The organism is Streptomyces sp. Je 1-332, from assembly GCF_040730185.1.
Taxonomy (GTDB): Bacteria; Actinomycetota; Actinomycetes; order Streptomycetales; family Streptomycetaceae; genus Streptomyces.
Genome location: NZ_CP160402.1, coordinates 7,800,266 through 7,819,190 on the forward strand (window position 1 = coordinate 7,800,266; position 18,925 = coordinate 7,819,190).

At 70.4% G+C, this 18,925-nt stretch carries 18 protein-coding genes; 10 read left to right on the plus strand and 8 right to left on the minus strand.

The features are described from left to right. Positions 1-35 precede the first annotated feature (35 nt). From ABXJ52_RS35115 to ABXJ52_RS35130, 4 genes are all read right to left on the minus strand, one after another. Entirely contained in the window at positions 36-1,448 is a 1,413-nt protein-coding gene (locus ABXJ52_RS35115; protein ID WP_367047899.1) for an NADP-dependent succinic semialdehyde dehydrogenase, read from the minus strand. Positions 1,449-1,575: 127 nt separating this feature from the next. Beyond that, a complete protein-coding gene (locus ABXJ52_RS35120; RefSeq protein ID WP_367047901.1) occupies positions 1,576-2,409 on the minus strand; it encodes an aldo/keto reductase in 834 nt (277 codons plus the stop codon). A gap of 82 nt (positions 2,410-2,491) precedes the next feature. Next, positions 2,492-3,064, minus strand: coding sequence for an HPP family protein (locus tag ABXJ52_RS35125; RefSeq protein ID WP_367047903.1), 573 nt, complete (start codon positions 3,062-3,064; stop codon positions 2,492-2,494). 240 nt (positions 3,065-3,304) lie between these two features. After that, positions 3,305-4,903 (minus strand): MFS transporter, encoded by a 1,599-nt coding sequence (locus ABXJ52_RS35130; RefSeq protein ID WP_367047904.1) that lies wholly within the window; start codon positions 4,901-4,903, stop codon positions 3,305-3,307. Between the two features lie 115 nt (positions 4,904-5,018). On the opposite strand from ABXJ52_RS35130, the gene ABXJ52_RS35135 reads away from it, so the two are divergent. Continuing rightward, on the plus strand, positions 5,019-5,921 hold the full coding sequence (locus ABXJ52_RS35135; protein ID WP_367047906.1) for a GntR family transcriptional regulator: 903 nt from the start codon (positions 5,019-5,021) through the stop codon (positions 5,919-5,921). 9 nt (positions 5,922-5,930) lie between these two features. On the opposite strand, the gene ABXJ52_RS35140 is transcribed toward ABXJ52_RS35135, so the two are convergent. The 3 genes from ABXJ52_RS35140 to ABXJ52_RS35150 are packed head-to-tail and all read right to left on the minus strand — an operon-like array spanning position 5,931 to position 9,563. Continuing rightward, positions 5,931-7,262: an enolase C-terminal domain-like protein gene (locus ABXJ52_RS35140; RefSeq protein WP_367047908.1), complete on the minus strand. Its 1,332-nt coding sequence runs from the start codon at positions 7,260-7,262 to the stop codon at positions 5,931-5,933. 59 nt (positions 7,263-7,321) lie between these two features. Then, on the minus strand, positions 7,322-8,659 hold the full coding sequence (locus tag ABXJ52_RS35145; protein WP_367047910.1) for a gluconate:H+ symporter: 1,338 nt from the start codon (positions 8,657-8,659) through the stop codon (positions 7,322-7,324). Position 8,660: 1 nt separating this feature from the next. Next, a complete protein-coding gene (locus tag ABXJ52_RS35150) occupies positions 8,661-9,563 on the minus strand; it encodes a 5-dehydro-4-deoxyglucarate dehydratase (RefSeq protein WP_367049470.1) in 903 nt (300 codons plus the stop codon). A 199-nt stretch (positions 9,564-9,762) separates the two neighbouring features. Between ABXJ52_RS35150 and ABXJ52_RS35155 the strand changes: the two genes are divergently transcribed. The 9 genes from ABXJ52_RS35155 to ABXJ52_RS35195 all read left to right on the plus strand — a co-directional run bounded on the left by ABXJ52_RS35155 (position 9,763) and on the right by ABXJ52_RS35195 (position 18,155). Beyond that, on the plus strand, positions 9,763-10,593 hold the full coding sequence (locus ABXJ52_RS35155) for an IclR family transcriptional regulator (RefSeq protein ID WP_367047912.1): 831 nt from the start codon (positions 9,763-9,765) through the stop codon (positions 10,591-10,593). 67 nt (positions 10,594-10,660) lie between these two features. Further along, a complete protein-coding gene (locus ABXJ52_RS35160; protein WP_367047914.1) occupies positions 10,661-10,954 on the plus strand; it encodes a metalloregulator ArsR/SmtB family transcription factor in 294 nt (97 codons plus the stop codon). Further along, the gene (locus ABXJ52_RS35165; protein WP_160509478.1) at positions 10,951-11,331 is read left to right on the plus strand and encodes a VOC family protein; all 381 of its coding nucleotides are present in this window, start codon (positions 10,951-10,953) and stop codon (positions 11,329-11,331) included. Before ABXJ52_RS35160 ends, ABXJ52_RS35165 begins: the two co-directional genes overlap by 4 nt. 324 nt (positions 11,332-11,655) lie before the next feature. After that, the gene (locus tag ABXJ52_RS35170; protein WP_367047916.1) at positions 11,656-12,927 is read left to right on the plus strand and encodes a fused response regulator/phosphatase; all 1,272 of its coding nucleotides are present in this window, start codon (positions 11,656-11,658) and stop codon (positions 12,925-12,927) included. A 70-nt stretch (positions 12,928-12,997) separates the two neighbouring features. Then, entirely contained in the window at positions 12,998-14,581 is a 1,584-nt protein-coding gene (locus tag ABXJ52_RS35175; RefSeq protein ID WP_367049471.1) for a CHASE3 domain-containing protein, read from the plus strand. Beyond that, the gene (locus tag ABXJ52_RS35180; RefSeq protein WP_367047918.1) at positions 14,578-15,027 is read left to right on the plus strand and encodes a response regulator; all 450 of its coding nucleotides are present in this window, start codon (positions 14,578-14,580) and stop codon (positions 15,025-15,027) included. Before ABXJ52_RS35175 ends, ABXJ52_RS35180 begins: the two co-directional genes overlap by 4 nt. A gap of 62 nt (positions 15,028-15,089) precedes the next feature. Next, on the plus strand, positions 15,090-15,728 hold the full coding sequence (locus ABXJ52_RS35185; RefSeq protein ID WP_367047920.1) for a class I SAM-dependent methyltransferase: 639 nt from the start codon (positions 15,090-15,092) through the stop codon (positions 15,726-15,728). 193 nt (positions 15,729-15,921) lie between these two features. Continuing rightward, positions 15,922-16,407, plus strand: a complete 486-nt coding sequence (locus ABXJ52_RS35190; RefSeq protein ID WP_367047922.1) for a cupin domain-containing protein — start codon at positions 15,922-15,924, stop codon at positions 16,405-16,407. 41 nt (positions 16,408-16,448) lie between these two features. Next, a complete protein-coding gene (locus ABXJ52_RS35195; protein ID WP_367047925.1) occupies positions 16,449-18,155 on the plus strand; it encodes an ABC-F family ATP-binding cassette domain-containing protein in 1,707 nt (568 codons plus the stop codon). A 15-nt stretch (positions 18,156-18,170) separates the two neighbouring features. Here ABXJ52_RS35195 and ABXJ52_RS35200 read toward each other — a convergent pair whose 3' ends face one another. Then, entirely contained in the window at positions 18,171-18,878 is a 708-nt protein-coding gene (locus tag ABXJ52_RS35200) for a hypothetical protein (protein ID WP_367047927.1), read from the minus strand. Positions 18,879-18,925 lie beyond the last annotated feature (47 nt).

Genomic DNA, 18,925 nt, shown 5'->3' on the forward strand with positions numbered 1-18,925 from the left:
TACGGCCGTGCGCATTCGGCCCGGCCAGCCCCCGGTCAGCCCTTGGCGTCCGGGTCGGCCGGGCCGTACCAGACCGTCGTGGCGTTGCAGAACTCGCGGATGCCGTGGCCCGCCAGCTCGCGTCCGTAGCCCGAGCGCTTGATGCCGCCGAAGGGCAGCCCGGGGTGGGATGCGGTCATGCCGTTGAAGAAGACGCCGCCCGCCTGGAGATCTCGTACGCAGCGCTCCATGTCGGCGTCGTCGCGCGTCCAGACGTTCGAGCTGAGCCCGAACGGCGAGTCGTTGGCCAGCGTCACGGCCTCGTCCAGGCTCGCCACGCGGTAGAGCGTGGCCACCGGCCCGAACGCCTCCTCCCGGTGGATGCGCATCTGCTCGGTCACGTCGGCGAGGACGGTGGGGGAGTAGTACCAGCCCCGCTCCTGCTCCTTGGGGCGCTGTCCGCCGCACAGCGCGGTGGCGCCGCGGGCGAGCGCGTCGTCGACGAGCTCCTCCAGATCGCTGCGGCCCTGCTCGGTGGAGAGCGGACCCACGTCCGTCTCCTCGCTCGCGGGGTCGCCGACGGTCAACTCCCGCATGCCCGCGACGAATCGGTCGCGGAAGGCGTCATAGACGTCGGCGTGCACGATGAAGCGCTTGGCGGCGATGCAGGACTGACCGTTGTTCTGCACCCGGGCGGTCACCGCGGTCGCCGCGGCGCGCTCGACGTCGGCGCTCGGCAGCACGAGATAGGGGTCGCTGCCGCCCAGTTCCAGAACGGTCTTCTTGATCTCGTCACCGGCGGTGGACGCCACCGAGCGGCCCGCCGGTTCGCTGCCGGTGAGGGTCGCCGCGACCACCCGTTCGTCGCGCAGGATGCCCTCGACGGCGTCCGAGCCGATCAGGAGCGTCTGGAAGCAACCCTCGGGGAACCCGGCGCGGCGGAAGAGGTCGTCGAGATAGAGAGCGGTCTGCGGCACGTTCGACGCGTGCTTGAGCAGACCGACGTTGCCCGCCATCAGGGCGGGGGCCGCGAACCGTACGACCTGCCACAGCGGGAAGTTCCACGGCATCACGGCGAGCACGACGCCCAGCGGACGGTAGCGGACGACGGCCCGGCTCGCGCCGGAGTCCTCCACGTCGGCCTGCGCGGGGTGCTCGTCCGCGAGCAGCTCCTCGGCACGCTCGGCGTACCAGCGCATGGCCTTGACGCACTTGGCCGCTTCGGCCTTGGCGGCCTTGATGGGCTTGCCCATCTCGGTGGTCATCGTGCGGGCGATGAACGCGTTGTCCTCTTCCAGCAGGTCGGCCGCCCGGTTCAGGAACCGGGCGCGCTCGGCGAAGCCGCTGGTGCGGTACGTGCCGAACGCGGTGTGGGCCGCCGCCACGCGGCGCTTGACCTCCGCGTCCGCAAGCGGCTCGAAGGTTTCGAGAGTCTCGCCGGTGGCGGGATTGACCGTGGCGATGGGCATGCCGTTCCTCCTCGGGACGCTCCGGATGTAGCAAGCCCCGCGGTTCACCCTAGGGCGACATGCGCGGGGCAGCATGCGGGACCTGGCGGGTGCCCGGACATCCGGAGCGCACACCTCCGCGGAGGATCTAGAGGATCTCCAGCGGTTCCTTGCGCACGGGCGCGGGGAACGCGGCGTCCAGCGTCTTGAGGTCCTCGTCGGTCAGGGCGACGTCGAGGGCGCCGTGGTTCTCCTCCACATGGGCCGCGGTGGACGCCTTCGGGATGGCGATGACGTCGTCGTGCCGCAGCACCCAGGCGAGCGCCACCTGAAGAGGCGTGCACCCGTGCGCCGACGCCACGGACTCCAGGGCCCGGTCGCCGAGGAGCCGGCCCTGCTCCAGCGGGGAGTAGGCCATCAGAGGCACCGAGCGTTCGCGGCACCAGGGGAAGAGGTCGTACTCGGGGCCGCGGCGGGTGAGGTTGTAGAGCACCTGGTCCGTCTGCGGGCGGGCCCCGTCGGGGAGTTCCGCCAGGTCGTCGACATCGAGGTTGCTCACGCCCCAGGCGCCGATGCTGCCGCGGCTCACCAGGCCTTCGAGCGCCTCGACGGTCTCGGAGAGCGGCACGCCACCCCGCCAGTGCAGCAAGTACAGGTCGATCCGGTCGGTGCCGAGGCGGCGCAGGCTCGCGTGGCAGGCGTCGACGGTGCCGCGGGCGTCGGCGTTCGACGGCAGCACCTTGCTCACCAGGAACACGTCGTCGCGACGCCCGCGAATCGCCTCGCCGACCAGCTCCTCCGACGCGCCGCTCCCGTACATCTCGGCCGTGTCGATCAGCGTCATGCCCAGGTCGATGCCTTTGCGCAGGGCGGCGAGCTCCTCGCTGCGGCGCGCGGGATCGTCGCCCATGCGCCAGGTGCCCTGGCCCAGGGCGGGCACACTCGCGCCGGAGGGGAATGTCACCGTCTTTGCCGCAGTCATCGCGTATCCCTTCTCATGTCCCTGCGTGCGCAGGCTCGTCACGCCCAGAACTTCACACGGTCCGGCGCCCTCGCACAAGCGATCACCACCAGTACGCGGGATAGCGCGGCGCGCTGGGACGGGCACACGAGGCGGCCCACCCCGCGAGGACCACCATGACGACCGCCCCCGCGAGCAGGGGCACGAAGGTCGCGGGCCGGGGATGGTGCAGGACGATGACGACGGCCGTGGCACACGCAGGGGAGTGCGGGGTGCGCGCCACCGTCATCACGGCGAGGCCGATGCCCGCGGCGAGCGCCGCGGCCCACGGGGCGCTGCCCAGCGCGGCGAGCACCGCGTACCCGACACCGGCGCACAGCAGATGGCCCGCGATCACGCTGCGCGGCTGGGCCAGCGGCAGCCGGGGGACGCTGTGCACGATCGCCGCGGACGCCGCGAGCGGGGGTATCAGGACCGGCTCGTGGACGACGGAACCGACCGCGACCAGGGCCAGCAGCACGGCCGTGACGGCGCTGATGTTGTGCAGGGTGGCACCGGTCGGCGGCGGGGCGGGGGCGCGGCCCACCAGGCGGGGCAGGATGCGGGGACGGACAGGCGGAAGCGGGCGCGGGTGGGTAGGCGTGGGCGGCGCCTCGATGATTTCGTCGGTGCTCAAGAGAAGGATGTTCCGGACTTCAGCCGGCGGGAAACCCGGACGGCGGGTGACAGAGGGCAGGAGTCGCCACGGCCACCCATGCGGTCGGCAGGGGGCGCGGGCAGCATCGGCGGCCCAGGGTCGGGGCGTCCGCGTACTCACCCGCGATCTTACGAAGCCCGGTCACGCGGCCCGCGGCCAGGGCCGGTGATCACTGTGCTGACCAGGCCCAACACAGTGATCACGGGTTTCATGCCCTGCTCACGCCCTACTTGCGCCCGCATGGCGAGGTGGCTGATCGACGCGCGTTTCCGGCCCCACCCCGCCTGTCGGGGACTCGCTCGAGGGCTCGGTCCTGCCCGCGCCTCGTAGCAGGACGAGGGAGAAGACGCCCGCCGCGGCCATGACGGTGGCCGCACCGATCGCGGCGAAGCCCATCCCGTGCGTGAAGGCGTCGCGCGCCGCCGTCAGGACGCTCTCAGCCGTTGTGGCCGGGAGACGCGCGGCCACGGTCGTCGCCCCGCCCAGCGTCTCGCGTACCGCGTCGGCCTGCGGAACCCCGGCAGGCAGGGCATCGGCCATGTCACGGCTGTAGACCGCCGAACCGATGGAGCCGAGGAGCGCCATGCCGAGCGCGCCGCCCAGCTCCTGGCCGGACTCGAGGACGGCCGCGGCCGAGCCCGCGCGCTCCGGCGGGGCGGCGCCGAGGGCGAGTTCGTTGGCCAGTGTCATGGCGGCGACCAGGCCGCCCGCGTAGAGCGATGCGGCGGTCAGCGGGACCCAGAGCGCCGTGTCGGTGTGCACCTGGCTCAGCCAGAGGAAACCGCAGGCGGCGAGGAGGAAACCGCCACCCATGACGTACGCCCGGTCGACTCGCTGCGCGAAAGCCGCCGCTGTCGGAGCCGTGACGGCCATGCCCGCGGCCGGCAGCATGCTCCACAGCGCGGCCTCGAACGGGCCCATGCCGAGGACGGACTGCAGATACTGCGTGAGGAAGACGGCCATGCCCACCGTCGCGAACATGGCGAGGAGATTGGCGACCATCGGGCCGCCGAAAGCGCGCCGGCCCAGCAGTCCCAGGTCGATCATCGGGTTCGCCACCCGCCGCTGCCTGCGGACGAACGCGCAGCCGAGAGCCAGTCCCGATGTGACGCCGAGGGCGGGCAGCGGCTCGTAGCCGTGCTGGGCCAGTTCCTTGATGCCGTAGATGACCGGGAGCAGGGCGGCGAGTGACAGCGCCGCGCTCAGCAGGTCGAAGCGGCCCTGTTGCGGCGTCTTGAACTCCGGTACCAGGAACGGCACCAGGGCGAGCAGCAGCACCATCGCGGGCAGATTGATCAGGAAGACCGAACCCCACCAGAAGTGTTCCAGGAGCAGTCCGCTGACCACCGGGCCGAGCGAGATACCGGCGGCCATGACGGCCGTCCACACGGTCACCGCCTTGCCCCGCTGCTTCTCGTCGCGGAAGAGATTGCGGATCAGTGCGAGGGTCGACGGCATCAGTGCGGCGCCACCGAGCCCCAGCAACGCCCGTACGGCGATGAGCAGTTCGGCCGAGTGCGCGTACGCGGCGGCGATCGAGGCCGCACCGAAGACCGTGGCGCCCGCGATCACCAGGGTGCGCCGCCCGATCCGGTCGCCGAGTGCGCCCATGGTGATGAGCAGGCCGGCGAGGACGAAGCCGTACATGTCGAGGATCCACAGCTGCTGTGTGGCGGTGGGCTCCAGGTCCTGGCTGACGTAGGGGATCGCGAAGTAGAGGATCGAGACGTCCATCGAAACAAGGAGCAGGGGAAGCATCAGGACGCCGAGGGCGGTCCATTCCTTGCGGCCCGCACGGGGGTTGGGTGTGTTCTCCATGTCCGCCACGGAATCGGGTCGGCGCGTACGCCGCAAACAACGACCTAGTGCGCTTCCCCAGTAGGTGCCTGTGCACTGGGGGATCGGAGAGTAGGTGCACTAGTACAGTGTGCTCATGGTCACCGATCCGCCCTATCTCCGCATCGCCCGCGACATCCGGCAAAGGATCGTCTCCGGCGATCTCGCTCCGGGTGATCGAGTCCCCTCCACCCGGCGCATCACCCAGGAATGGGGTGTGGCGATGGCGACGGCCACGAAGGCGCTCGCCTCGCTGAACCAGGAGGGCCTGGTGCGTGCCGTGCCCGGTGTCGGCACGGTGGTGGCGGAGCCGGCGCGGGACAGTGGTGCGGCCTCCGGGCAGGGCCTGACCCGCGAGCGCATCATCCGGACCGCGATCGCGTCCGCCGACTCGGAGGGGCTCGGCGCTCTCTCCATGCGTCGCGTCGCGGCCGAGTTCGGGGTCTCCACCATGGCGCTTTACCGGCATGTCCCGAGCAAGGGCGAACTCGTACGGCTGATGTCGGAGGCGGTGTTCAGCGAGGAACCGCCGGGCCCCCGGCCGCACGGCTGGCGTGCGCAACTGACGCAGGAGGCACGGTGGTTGTGGAGCCTGTATGAACGTCGCCCCTGGCTGGGGCGGGCCATGGCCGGACTCACCCGGCCGATGGCATCGCCCCACGCGATGCGGTACACGGAGCGGGTCCTTGCCGCCCTGAGGGGGGTCGGGCTCACGCCGTACCAGATGATCCATGTCCACCTCGCGCTCCTCGGGTACGCCCAAGGGGTCACCCTGGCCATCGAGCTGGAGTCCCACGCGCGGCAGGACACCGGCATGACCCCGGAGGAGTGGATGGCGTCCAACGAGGCCCGGACGGAGGCGATCCAGACCTCCGGGGCCTATCCGGTCCTTTCCACGCTGTTCGGCGACGACGAGTTCGATCTCGAGCTCGGCACCCTCTTCGAGTTCGGGCTCCAGCGGTTCCTGGACGGGGTCGAGGCACTCATCGCGAAGCGCTGAGCAGGCCCGTCAACGCACCAGGCAGGGACGCTTGTTGTCGAACCGCCAGTCCGGGATGAGGTAGCGCATGGCGGTGGCGTCGTCGCGTGCGCCCAGGGCTTTCTGCCGGTAGAGCTCGTGGGCCGCCAGGAGACGGTCCATGTCCAGCTCGACACCAAGGCCGGGGGCGTCGGGCACGGCGATCTCCCCGTCGACGATGCGGGGCGGGGCGGTGGTGAGGCGCTCCAGGCCCTCCTGCCAGATCCAGTGGGTGTCCAGGGCGTTGTAGTCACCGGGGGCAGCCGCTCCGCAGTGGGTGACCATGGCCAGGGAGATGTCGAAGTGGTTGTTGGAGTGGCATCCCCAGGTGAGCCCCATCGCGTTGCACAGCTGCGCCACGCGTACGGAACCCTGCATGGTCCAGAAGTGCGGGTCCGCCAGGGGTATGGAGACCGACTGGAGGGCCAGCGCGTGGGTCAGCTGCCGCCAGTCGGTGGCGACCATGTTGGTGGCGGTCGGCAGTCCGGTGGCGCGGCGGAACTCGGCGACGACCTCGCGGCCCGAGTAGCCGCCCTCGGCGCCGCAGGGGTCCTCGGCGTAGGCGAGCGTGCCGGTCAGGGGGGCGCACAGCTCGATCGCCTCGCGCAGCGACCAGGCGCCGTTGGGGTCGAGGGTGATGCGGGCCTGGGGGAAGCGGTCCTTCAGGGCGCGCACGGCCGCGACCTCCTCCGCACCCTCAAGGACGCCGCCCTTGAGCTTGAAGTCCCGGAAGCCATAGCGGTCGTAGGCGGCTTCGGCCTGCCGGACGATCGCCTCGGGGGTGAGGGCCTGCTCATGGCGGATGCGGTGCCAGTCGACGGGAGAGCCGGGTTCGCGGACGTAGTCGAGATCGGTGCGGTCGGGGTCGCCGACGTAGAAGAGGTAGCCGAGGACACGGACGGAGTCGCGCTGCTGTCCGTCGCCGAGCAGCGCCGCGACGGGCACCTCCAGGTGCCGGCCCAGGAGGTCGAGCAGCGCGGACTCGACGGCGGTGACGGCGTGTACGGCGGTGCGCAGGTCGAAGGTCTGGGCGCCACGGCCGCCCGCGTCGCGGTCGGCGAAGCGGTCGCCGATCTCGCGCAGGACGCGCTTGTAGTCACCGACGCGGGCGCCGACGACGAGGGGCTCGGCATCGCGCAGGGTCTGGGTGATCCTCTCGCCGCCCGGCACTTCGCCGAGGCCGGTGCGGCCTTCGGAGTCCTTGAGGACCACGATGTTGCGGGTGAAGTAGGGGCCGTGGGCACCGGAGAGGTTGAGCTCCATGCAGTCCCGGCCTGCGACGGGATAGACGCTGATCGCGGTGACGGTCGGCTGCCTGTTCATGATCAGGAATTCCTCGGGGTGTGAGAGGGAGAGGGCGGGCGGAGTGGGGGCCGAGTGGGTCAGAGGCTGAGGACGTCCAGGGCCCACTCCACCGCGAGGACGCCGCCGAGGCCGAGGATCGCGAGCACCGTCGTGTAAGTGGTGCGGACCTTGATCGCCTCGATGACCGAGAGGTTGAAGTACTCCTTGAACAGCCAGAAACCGGGGTCGTTGACGTGCGAGAAGGCGATCGATCCGCAGGAGACGGCGAGCACGAGCATCTCGGGGTGGACGCCGCTGCCCGCCAGGAGCGGCAGGACGACACCGGAGGCGGTGACGACCGCGACCGTGGCGGAGCCGAGCGCGATGCGCAGGATCACCGCGATGAGCCAGGCGAGGATGAGCGGCGAGATGGCCCAGCCGTCGGTGGTGTCCTTGATGTGGTCGGAGATGCCGCCTTCGACGAGGACGTTCTTGAACGCGCCGCCCGCTCCGATCACCAGGAGGATCATGGCCATGGCCTGCGCGGCCGACGTACAGGAAGCGCTGACGTCGGACAGGCTGCGGCCGATGCGCGGCCCGAACGCCCAGATCGCCAGGAGGAGGGTCAGGAGCAGGGCGATCGGCGCGGAGCCGATGAAGGTGACGACGTGCAGGAACGCACCGGCTCCGGAGGTGGCCATCTCGGTGACCGAGGCACCGGCGATCAGTACGACGGGGAAGAGGGCGACGGTCAGCGACAGGCCCAAGCCGGGCATCTCCTCGTCGGTGAACTCCCGTTCGCTGACCAGACCTTTGGGGATGGACGGGTTCATCGCCCTGACGAACGGCAGCCGCGGCCAAGCCAGCGCGATCAGCGCTCCGGCGGGTATCGCGATGAACAGGCCGTAGACCAGGGTCAGACCGACCGACGCGTTGAACGTCGCGGCCACGGCGGTGGGTCCGGGATGCGGCGGCAGGAAGCTGTGCATCGTGGAGAGCGTGATGGACATCGGAAGGCCGATCCACAGCAGCTTCGCCCCGGTGACGCGCACGAGCGTGAACGCGATGGGCACGATGATGATGAAGGCGACCTCGTAGAACATGGTGACGCCGATGAGCATCGACGTGACGACCATGGCCACTTGGACCCAGCGCGGTCCGAACGCGTCCAGCATCTTGTTGGCGATGCGCTGGGCGGCTCCGGAGTCCCCCATGACACGACCGACCATGGCGCCGAGCCCGATGACCAGCATCGTGTCGCCGATCTGGCCGCCGATGCCCTCCGAGAGGACGTCCGGGATCGTGGCGACCGGAATTCCCTGCACCAGCGCGACGCCGACGGCCACGAGGAGGAGGGCGGCGAAGCCGTTCAGTTTCAGGCGGGTCATGAGGAACAGCAGGATCAGGACGCTGACCCCGACCACGACGAGCGGCATGTCAGTTCCCCACCAGATCGAGGCCCGCTTCGAGCACCTTCTCCAGGTCGGCGGTGTCGGCCGGGCCGGGATCGTTGAGGGGCGCGCGCACCGGGCCGACCGGGAAGCCGCGCAGCCGGGCGGCGGCCTTGACCAGCGAGACGGCGTAGCCCGGCGCCCGGTCGCGCAGTTCGACCAGCGGGACGTAGAACTCCCTCAGGAGCCGGTCCACCGCCGTGTCGTCCCGCTCCCGCAGCGCCGCGAAGAAGGCGTCCGCGATCTCGGGGGCGAAGGCGTGGACGGCGGAGGAGTAGGCGGGAACGCCGACGGTGGCGTAGGCGCGGGCCTGGATCTCCGCGGTGGCCGCGCCGTTGAAGAAGAGGAAGCCATCGGGGGCGGCAAGGGTCAGGCGCTGCAGCCGGTCCAGGTCGCTGTGCCCGTCCTTGAGACCGATGACGGTGGGGATGTCCGCGATGCGGCGCAGGGCGTCGGCGCCGAAGGTGACCTGGCCGCGCTGGTAGGCGATGAGGGGCAGCCGGGTGCCCGCGGAGATACGGCGCAGCTGCTCCACCAGTCCGTCCTGCGAGGCCTCGACCAGATAATGGGGCATCACCAGCAGGGCGTCGGCGCCCTCCTCCTCGGCGATCCGGGCGAACCGCAGCGACTGGGCCCACCCGTACCCGGTGCCGGCCACCACCGGCAGCCGTCCGTCGGCGACTTCGACCGTGACCCGGATGACCGCGCGGTACTCCTCCTCGTCGAGTGAGAAGAACTCGCCGGTGCCGCAGGCGGGGAACACCGCGCCCGGCTCGGTCGCCAACTGGGCGGTCAGATAGGCCCGGTAGGCGTCCGCGTCGAGGCTGCCGTCACTCGCCATGCTCGTGAGCGGGAAGGACAGCACGCCGCGCGCCATGCCTTCGCGCAGTCGCCGGGCGACATCCCAGGGCGTCGTACTGAACTTGTTCGTGCCGGACTCGGTGGGCTCACTGGACTCGCTGCGCTCGCTGGGCTCGTTCACGAATCTCATCTCTATATGCAGATGGCGTCCATGTATGAGAATGGAGGCTAGAGTCATGAACGATCAGGGGTCAATGGGTTCGGCGTCGCGGATCTACGATGGGCGGATGCCGGAGAGTGGAGCGGACCGCGGAGCGGACACGGGCGTCCGCACAGCGGATGTGGGTGTCCGCGGAGTGAAGTCGGCGCTGCGCACGGTGGCGCTCCTCGAACTGCTCGCCGAGCGCGCCGACCGTCCCGCCCGACTGGACGAGCTCGCCGAGGAGTTGGGCGTACCGCGCAGCAGCATGTACCAGCTGCTGCGGACCCTGACCGACTGCGGCTGGGTGCGCACGGACACCACCGGATCCCTCTACGGCATCGGGATCCGCACGCTGCTCACGGGTACGAGTTACCTGGACGGTGACGCGCGGGTGCGCGCCGTCCGCCCGTATCTGGACGAGGCCTCGGACGCCCTGGGCGAGACGATCCACCTGGCGCGGCTCGACGGCCCGCACGTCGTGTACCTGGCGACGCGTGAGTCGCACGAGTATCCGCGCACCATCAGCCGGGTCGGCCGCCGGGTCCCCGCGCATGCCGGAGCCCTGGGCAAGGCGCTGCTCGCCGAACGCCTGGACAGTGAACTGCCGCTCCCCGAAGGTGCGTTGACCGCGTGCACGCAGAGCACACACACCGACCGCGCCGCCCTCCTCGCCGATCTCCGGCGGGTGCGTGAGCGTGGTTACGCCATCGACCGCGAGGAGACGGTGACCGGCATCGCGGGCTTCGGATTCGCCCTGCGGTGCGACGTGCCGGCCGTCGACGCCATCAGCTGCTCGGTGCCCGTGGCCCGGCTCACCGACGAACACCAGGGCCGCATCGTGTCCGTCATGCGGGAGATCCAGACGAAGGTCGAGGCGCTCCCGTCGCTCGCCTCGGGTGCGCCCGACTGGCGCTGACCCGTCCCGTCGGTCCACCCGCCGGCCACCTTGATAGGTAAGCCGTCACTTGCCTATTGTGGGGGTCATGTCGGAGGATGTTTTCAAGGCACTGGCCGACCCCACCCGTCGGCGCATCCTTGACGAGCTGGTGGAACGGGACGGCCAGACCCTGTTCGAGATATGCGCCAGGCTGCTGAACAAGCACGGCCTGGGGCTCTCCCGCCAGGCCGTCAGCCAGCACCTGGCCGTACTGGAGACGGCCGGCCTCGTCCACTCGCGACGCGAGGGCCGCTACAAGTTCCACGACCTGAACACCGAACCGCTCGAGCTCATCGTGACCCGATGGCTCAGGCCCCAAGCACCGGAGCGAACTCCATGAGGATCCACCTGACCAGCGTCTTCGTCGATGACCAGGAGAAGGCCCTGCGCTTCTACACCGACGTGCTCGGCTTCGTGAAGAAGCACGACGTCCCCGTCGGCGACGACCGGTGGCTGACCGTGGTCTCGCCGGAAGACCCCGAGGGCACCGAACTGCTCCTCGAGCCCTCGGGGCATCCCGCGGTGCAGCCGTACAAGACCGCGCTCGTCGAGGACGGCATCCCGGTGACCTCCTTCGCTGTGGAGGACGTGGCCGCGGAGTTCGACCGCCTGCGGGGTCTCGGGGTGAAGTTCACCCAGGAGCCGGTGGAGATGGGCCCGGTCACCACCGCGGTCCTCGACGACACCTGCGGCAACCTCATCCAGATCCAGCACTGAGCCGTGCGAGGGCCTGGAGGTGGGCCAGTGACGGGACCGGCGGGGCGGTGTGATGGGGTGAGGCTGCGGGCCCGCTCGTAAACCCTTGCGATATGCGCCCCTTGTGGGTGTTCCTGCTCACGTCTTTCGCTCGGACGCGGCCTGTCGCCTCGACGACCGGCTACCGAGCGGTGTGTGCGTTGTGCGAAGATCCGGAGACCGTTCGACGGTCGCCGCGGCAGACACGCCGTGGCGGTCGACTCGGCAACGGCCGCATGGCCAGGCGGACTTACCGGATGAGGAAGGCGGGAGCAAGCGGTGGCGTCACAGCCATGGACTTCCGGCGTGCGTTCAGTCGGCGAGAGCGACACCGCGGCCGCCCGGCAGTTGTCGCAGCCGTTGGTACTGCTGGTCGAGGACGACCCCGGTGACGCGCTCCTGGTCGAGGAGCTCGTCGCCGACAGCGCACTGAAGATGCGTCTGCAGTGGGTGCGCTCCATGGCCGAGGCACGTGAGGCGCTGGCCTTCGAGGTACCGGACTGTGTACTGCTCGACCTGCATCTTCCGGACGCCCAAGGGCTGGAAGCCGTGTCCATGGTCCGTTCCCACGCCGATCAGGTCGCGGTCGTCGTGCTCACGGGCCTCGCCGAGGAGGAGACCGGCTCCGCCGCCGTGGCCGCGGGCGCCCAGGACTACCTCGTCAAGGGCCGCGTCGAACCGGACCTGTTCGGCAGGGCCGTGCGCTACGCGATCCAGCGCAAGCAGGCCGAGCAGGCAGCCGTCGCGCTGCAGGCCGGCCAGATGCAGGCGCAGGAGAACACCAGGCTGGAGCGGGGGCTGCTGCCGAGGCCGCTCCTGAACAGCGCGGGCGTGGACGTCGTGGCCCGCTACCGGCCCGGCCGTGCCCAGGCCCTGCTGGGCGGAGACTTCTACGACATCGTGCAGAGCGCGGACGGCACTGTGCACGCACTCATAGGGGACGTCTCCGGACATGGACCCGATGAGGCGGCCCTCGGCGTCGCGCTGCGCATCGCCTGGCGCACGCTGGTGCTCAGCGGCATCACCGGCGCCGAACAGGTGGGCCGCCTCGAGGAGATCATGCTGGCCGAGCGGGTGAAGCCGTACGTCTTCGCCACGCTGACCAGCCTCTCGGTCCCGGCCGGAGCACCGCACGCGCGCCTGACGCGCGCGGGCCACCCCGGGATGCTGCTGCGCACCCCGGACGGTGGCGTCGAGTGGGTGGAGGTGGCCGGCGGGCCGGCCCTGGGCGTCGCGCCCGGTATGCCGCTCTGGCCGGTCGAGGAAGTGACCCTGCCCGCGGGGTCGGCGCTGGTGCTGTTCACCGACGGCCTTTTCGAGGGGCACATCGGCAAGGGACGCGAGCGGCTGGGCGAAGAGAGACTGCTGGACCTCGCCAGGGAGCTGGGCGCGCTGACACCTGCGGCGTTCGTCGACACGCTGATCCAGCGGGCGGAGAACCTGGCCGAGGAGCAGGGCGGCCTCGCCGACGACGTGGCCGTGGTGCACCTGCACTGGCACGGCGACGGCGAGGGGCCGACGGAAGCCGTGACCGAGGGCCGCTACAAGAGCAGTATCGGAGAACAACGCCGTGGTTGAGACGACGAGCAGAGCATGGATCGGCCGGCGGCTGACCGTGCAGGGCTGGTTCCAGCTGGTCCTTGCCCTGATGGTGCTCCTGGTGGTCACGGGCACCGTGGTCGGCGCCCGTCTGCTGGGCACGACGGCGGATGTGACCGACCAGCTGGTGGACCGCCTGGAGCCGGCCCGCACCCAGACCTACCGTCTGCAGGCCGCTCTGGTGAACCAGGAGACCGGCGTCCGCGGTTACGCCATCACGGCCGACCGCCAGTTCCTCGACCCTTACATCAAGGGCAAGCGGGACGAGGCCCGCGCCGCCGCAGAGCTGCGCGAGCTCATCGGGGACCAGCCCCGGCTGATGGCGGATCTCAAGGCGGTCCAGCGCCAGGCGGCGGACTGGCGGCGTGCGTACGCCGAACCGCTGGTGGCCGAGGTCACCCCCGGGAAGCCACGATCCGTCGCCGAGACGAACGCCGGGCGCGGCAAGGAGGTGTTCGACGAGATCCGGACGGTGTGGGCCACGCAGAACGCCGACCTGACCCGGGCCGTCGACGACGGCAAGGCGGAGCTCGAAAGCTCCCGCACGATGCGCACGGTCATTCTCGGCGCCATGGTGGTGGTCTTCCTGCTGGCCGGAATGGCCCTCGCCTTCCTGGTGCGCGCGCTGGTGGCCCGGCCCCTTGAGGCGCTGCGCGGCTCCTCCCGCCAAGTGGCGCGCGGCGACTTCGACCACGTCATCACCATCGACGGCCCCGCGGACCTCAGGGCGGTGGCGGCGGACGTGGAGGGCATGCGCCTGCAGATCGTGGAGGAACTGGGAGCCTCACGCCGCCAGCGGGACGCGCTCACCCAGCAGGCGGCCGAACTGGACGCCCAGGCGGTGGAACTCCGCCGCTCGAACGCGGAGCTCGAGCAGTTCGCCTACGTGGCCTCCCACGACCTTCAGGAGCCGCTGCGCAAGGTCGCCTCCTTCTGCCAGCTGCTCGAGAAGCGGTACGGAGACACCCTCGACGACCGTGCCAAGCAGTACATCGACTTCGCGGTCGACGGCGCCAAGCGCATGCAGGTCCTCATCAACGACCTGCTCACCTTCTCCCGCGTCGGACGTCTCAACGACGCCCGGGTGCCCGTCGACCTCGATCAGGTCCTCACCAAGGCGCTCGCCAACCTGGACACCTCCGTACGGGACACCGACGCGCTCATCGAGCGCCCCGAGACCCTCCCCGAGATCGTCGGCGACCCGACGCTCCTGACGATGCTCTGGCAGAATCTCGTCGGCAACGCGATCAAGTTCCACGATCCCGAGCGTGCCCCGCGGATCAGGATCACCTGCGAGAAGGACGAGAGCTCCGGCAACTGGAACCTCTGCGTCACCGACAACGGCATCGGTATCCCCGAGGAGTTCGCGGAGAAGGTCTTCGTGATCTTCCAGCGACTGCACGGCCGCGATGCCTACGGCGGCACCGGCATCGGCCTGGCCCTGTGCAAGAAGATCGTCGAGCACCACGGTGGCCACATCTGGATCGACAGCGGCCATACCGGCGGCACTCGCCTGTGCTTCACCCTGCCGTCCGACACCGAGCCCGAGACCGCCACCGACACCGACACCGACACCGACCTGGACACCGCGGAGAACACCGCGCTCCGCACCGAGGAAGAAGCCCTGACATGACCACTCCTTCTGCCGCGCCGGTCGACGTGCTCCTCGTGGAGGACGACCCGGGCGACGAGCTGATGACGCGCGAGGCGTTCGAGGACAACAAGATCCGCAACAACCTGCACGTGGTCCGGGACGGCGAGGAAGCCCTCGACTTCCTCTACCAGCGCGGTGAGCACACAGGAGTACCGCGCCCCGATCTCATCCTGCTCGACCTCAACCTCCCCAAGTACGACGGGCGTCAGGTCCTGGAGCAGGTCAAGTCGGACCCGGACCTCCAGGACATCCCGGTGGTGGTGCTGACCACGTCGGCAGCGGAGGAGGACATCCTGCGCAGCTACAAACTGCACGCGAACGCCTACGTCACCAAGCCGGTCGACCTGGACCAGTTCATCGCCGCGGTACGCCAGATCGACGACTTCTTCGTCCAGGTCGTACGTCTGCCGCGGCGTCAGGGCTGAGGCGACGCAGCGAGGGAGGGGGTGTCGCTCTCGGTGGGGGGCACCCACTAGATTCCTCGGCTGTGACTGAGACTTCCTCCTACCTCAAGACAACAGCCGATGCCTACGGGGCCGTCGCCCTGCTCTACGACGAGCTGGCCCGCACCGCGTTCGACGCCTTCCCGCTGGACCGCGCGGTGATCGCCGCGTTCGCCGAACTCGTGGCGGAGCGCGGCGGACAGGTCGCGGAACTGGGATGCGGAACCGGCAGGACGACGGCGCGCCTGCGGGACCTCGGTCTCGACGTCTTCGGCATCGACCTGTCGCCGGGGATGATCGACCTCGCCCGTGAGAACCACCCGGACCTGAGGTTCGAGGTCGGTTCCATGGACGCCCTGGACCTGGCCGACGGCGTGCTGGCCGGCATCGTGTCCTGGTACTCGGTCATCCACACCCCGCCACAGGAACTTCCCCCGTACTTCGCCGAGTTCGGGCGGGTGATCGCGCCGGGCGGCCACCTTCTGCTGGGCTTCTTCGAGTCGGAGGGCGAGCCGGTCACCGCGTTCGATCACAAGGTCACGACCGCTTACCGGTGGCCGGTCGACGGCATCGCGGAGCTGGCCCGCGAGGCCGGGTTCGTGGAGATCGGCCGGATGCTGCGAGAACCGATCGAAGGCGAACGGTTCCGCCGCGGGCATCTCCTGATGCGCGCGGGGGAGTGACTCAGGCGGCTGCCGGGCCGGGCGGCGCACGGCGGTAATGAACTGGCCGCTGCCCGGCACTGTCCCTATCCTCGGCGGAGCGGGATCGCGCGGTCCCGCAGGCTGCGGAGCCGTGGCAGAGCGGCCCATTGCGGGGTTCGAATCCCGCCGGCGCCGCAGCCGATCCGTACGAGAGCTGCCGACTGGAGTCCGCATGAGCACGCCCGCCTTGACCGCTCCGGTGTTCGTCGGAGCGGAACGGACCGCGGCCGCCGGGCGAGGGGAGATCAGCGTCCTGTGGTCGCTCGGCGGCCCCACGAGGGATCTGGACGCCGGTGTCGTCCGGCTGGCCCCGGGCGCGAGCATCGGTGAGCACGAGGAGCACGAGTTCGGGGTCCTGTTCACGGTGCTGAACGGCACCGGTGAACTCCGTACCCCGGACGCGACCTGGCAGCTCGCCCCCGGCGCCCTCGCATGGCTTCCCGCGGGCGTGACCCGCTGCGTGGACGCGGGGGAGGAGGGGCTCGTCTACACGACCGCCCACCGTCGCCGCCCAGCCCCCGCCACCGGCCCGGGGGCTGGAACCGACGCGGGCGAGCCGGTCTGCCTGCTCGCCCGCGTCTGCCCCGACTGCGGGCGACTCGCCGCCGAACGTGACGCCCGGTTCTGTGCTCGTTGCGGAACCCCGCTGGCCGACTGACGGGCGGCGTCGTCCGACCCAGACAGGAGCTCCTCCTCACGATGCCCGAACCGAAGTCGGTTCACCCCGGTGCGCAGGACGTCCTGTCCGGTGACCACCGCTCCGCGCACCTTCTCGCCGAGAACGTGCACTGCGTGCTCGGGGACCGGATGGTGCTGCGCGATGTCTCGCTGAAGGTGTCCCGGGGCGAGCGGGTGGGCCTCATCGGCGAGAACGGCCGGGGCAAGTCGACGCTGCTGCGCGCCATCGCCGGGGAACTCCCGCCGCAGCGGGGTCACGTCGTACGGGCCGTCGCGGGCCAAGTGGGCTTCCTGCCGCAACAGCCGGGCTTCCCGGCAGGCGCGACCGTCGAGACCGTGATCGCGCGGGCGACGGCGGAGTTCGCCGACATGGCCGAACGGATGCGGGAAGCCGAGGAGTTCATGTCGTCCGGCGAGGACGAGGGCGACCTGAGCGAAGTGTTCGACGAGTACGGCAGGCTCCAGGACGAGTTCGCCCGACGCGGCGGCTGGGAGCTGGACGCCCGCGTCGGCGAGGTGCTCGACGTCTTCGGGCTCGGCGGCGTGGACCGGCGTCGTCCCACCGAGACGCTCTCGGGAGGCGAGCGCTCCCGCCTGGCGCTCGCCGAGCTGGTCCTCACCGAGCCCGCGGGTCTGCTCCTCGACGAGCCGACGAACCATCTCGACGACCGCGCGGTGGACTGGCTCGTCCAGTGGCTCGCCGCGTACCAGGGCCCGTGTCTGATCGCCTCCCACGACCGGGCCCTGCTCGACACCGCGGTCACCGCCATCGTCGACCTGGACGGCCCCAGCGGCTCCACCGTGCGCTACGGCGGCGGCTACCGCGACTACCTCGACGAACGCGCCGCGGCCCAAGCGCGTTGGTGGCAGCAGTACCGCGACTGGCGACAAGAGTTGGCCCAGGCGCGGCAGCGGCTCGAGCGGGCCGGCAGGTCAGGGCGCACCTTCGGAGCGATGCGGGACAGCGACAAGCTGTCCTACAACCTGGCGGGAGGCGGCGCCCAGGCTGCCGCGTCCCGCGCCACCCGCGCGGCCCGGCAGCAACTGGCGCGGCTCCTGGACGAGGAAGTGCGACGCCCGCCCGAGCCACTGGCCTTCCACCCGCCGTTCCAGGAGTCGGAGAAGGGGGAACCCCCGCACGGCGTACTGCTCCGGGCCGAGGGCCTGGGCGTAGGCGATGTGGTGCGTGGCGTGGACCTGGAGCTCACTCCCGGCTCGCTGCATGTGATCACCGGAGCGAACGGCGCGGGCAAGTCCACGCTCCTGACCGCCCTGGCGGGTCTACGAGCGCCGGACGCGGGGGCGGTGGTGCGTGAACCGGAGCTGCGTGTGGGCTACTTGCCGCAGGAGAGCCACTTCTCCCAGGAGCGGCGCGGCGTGCTGGCCACCTTCGCCGCGCACCGCGCCGCCTACGTCGACGATGCCGCGAGGGAGCTGACCCGGTTCGGCCTGTTCGGGCCGTCGGACTTCGACGTTCCGGTGAACCGACTCTCCGTGGGCCAGCTGCGACGCCTCGAACTCGCGCTGCTGTTCTCCCGGCGCCCGCACCTGCTGCTGCTCGACGAGCCGAGCAACCACCTCAGTCTGGCCCTGGTCGAGCAACTACAGGTGGCAGTCGAGCAGTTCACGGGCCCGGTCGTGCTGGTCACCCACGACCGGACCCTGCGCGAACGCCATCGGGACAGGCTGTGGGAGCTGGCCGAGGGGCGGCTGGTCCGGCGGGCCTGAGCCGGCCGGCCGGCGTCAGTTGTCCACGTCTCCGTACGTGGTGCCGACCTTGAGCCCGTCGATCCAGTTGATGACACGCTTGTCCTTGACCTCGGATCCGTAGGTCCCGAAGCGGGTGTCGTTGCCGAGGTCGTCCCAGGTGCGGCCGGAGAACTCGGCGACCTTGGTGCCGTTGTAGAACGCCGACACCCACCCGGTGGAGGCGTCCGAAGAGGTGTGGATGCCGAGCACGATGCGCTTGTACGTACTGGTCGTGACGGGCGTGGACCACTTCAGCGTCCACTTCTCGCCGGCCTCGATGTGGAACAGCTTGAGCGCGCCGCCCTCGACCTTCATCAATACCGGGTAGTTCTGCTGGTGTTGGTCGTTCGTGCCGTACGACTTCCACTGGAAGATCGTGCCCGCGTCCGGGGTGTTGGTGGAGGTGTCCCAGCCGATCCAGTACGTCGAGTTGTTCTTGAAGGTGTACCGCGAACCGCCGACCTTGATCCCGTGTGCCTCGCAACGCTCGAGGCCCAGCGGCTTGTTGAACTTGAAGACCCGGCCGCGGCCGTCGTTGTTGTCCTGCGCGGACACGCTGCCGGGCGAGTCGCACAGGGTCGAGGAGAACACTCCGGTCCCGCCCGAAGCGTCCCCGTCCCAGATCACGGAGGCGTCGGCGGGTGCCGCGGTGAGCAGGACCAGGGAGGCGGCGGCCATGAGTGTGCCGGTTCGTTTGCGCATGAGGGGGCTCCTTGCGAGTGGGGGGAGGGGCACGCGTGGAGGGTAAG

What these genes read in the sequence shown, in the direction of transcription:
- ABXJ52_RS35145 (WP_367047910.1), bottom strand. Translation starts at nt 8,659, where the DNA reads ATGCCGCTCGTCGTGGTCGGGGTCAGCGTCCTGATCCTGCTGTTCCTC.
- ABXJ52_RS35175 (WP_367049471.1), top strand. Translation starts at nt 12,998, where the DNA reads ATGGTGCTCCTGGTGGTCACGGGCACCGTGGTCGGCGCCCGTCTGCTG.
- ABXJ52_RS35195 (WP_367047925.1), top strand. Translation starts at nt 16,449, where the DNA reads ATGCCCGAACCGAAGTCGGTTCACCCCGGTGCGCAGGACGTCCTGTCC.
- ABXJ52_RS35180 (WP_367047918.1), top strand. Translation starts at nt 14,578, where the DNA reads ATGACCACTCCTTCTGCCGCGCCGGTCGACGTGCTCCTCGTGGAGGAC.
- ABXJ52_RS35130 (WP_367047904.1), bottom strand. Translation starts at nt 4,903, where the DNA reads ATGGAGAACACACCCAACCCCCGTGCGGGCCGCAAGGAATGGACCGCC.
- ABXJ52_RS35160 (WP_367047914.1), top strand. Translation starts at nt 10,661, where the DNA reads ATGTCGGAGGATGTTTTCAAGGCACTGGCCGACCCCACCCGTCGGCGC.
- ABXJ52_RS35120 (WP_367047901.1), bottom strand. Translation starts at nt 2,409, where the DNA reads ATGACTGCGGCAAAGACGGTGACATTCCCCTCCGGCGCGAGTGTGCCC.
- ABXJ52_RS35155 (WP_367047912.1), top strand. Translation starts at nt 9,763, where the DNA reads ATGCCGGAGAGTGGAGCGGACCGCGGAGCGGACACGGGCGTCCGCACA.
- ABXJ52_RS35140 (WP_367047908.1), bottom strand. Translation starts at nt 7,262, where the DNA reads ATGAACAGGCAGCCGACCGTCACCGCGATCAGCGTCTATCCCGTCGCA.
- ABXJ52_RS35190 (WP_367047922.1), top strand. Translation starts at nt 15,922, where the DNA reads ATGAGCACGCCCGCCTTGACCGCTCCGGTGTTCGTCGGAGCGGAACGG.
- ABXJ52_RS35135 (WP_367047906.1), top strand. Translation starts at nt 5,019, where the DNA reads ATGGTCACCGATCCGCCCTATCTCCGCATCGCCCGCGACATCCGGCAA.
- ABXJ52_RS35115 (WP_367047899.1), bottom strand. Translation starts at nt 1,448, where the DNA reads ATGCCCATCGCCACGGTCAATCCCGCCACCGGCGAGACTCTCGAAACC.
- ABXJ52_RS35165 (WP_160509478.1), top strand. Translation starts at nt 10,951, where the DNA reads ATGAGGATCCACCTGACCAGCGTCTTCGTCGATGACCAGGAGAAGGCC.
- ABXJ52_RS35200 (WP_367047927.1), bottom strand. Translation starts at nt 18,878, where the DNA reads ATGCGCAAACGAACCGGCACACTCATGGCCGCCGCCTCCCTGGTCCTG.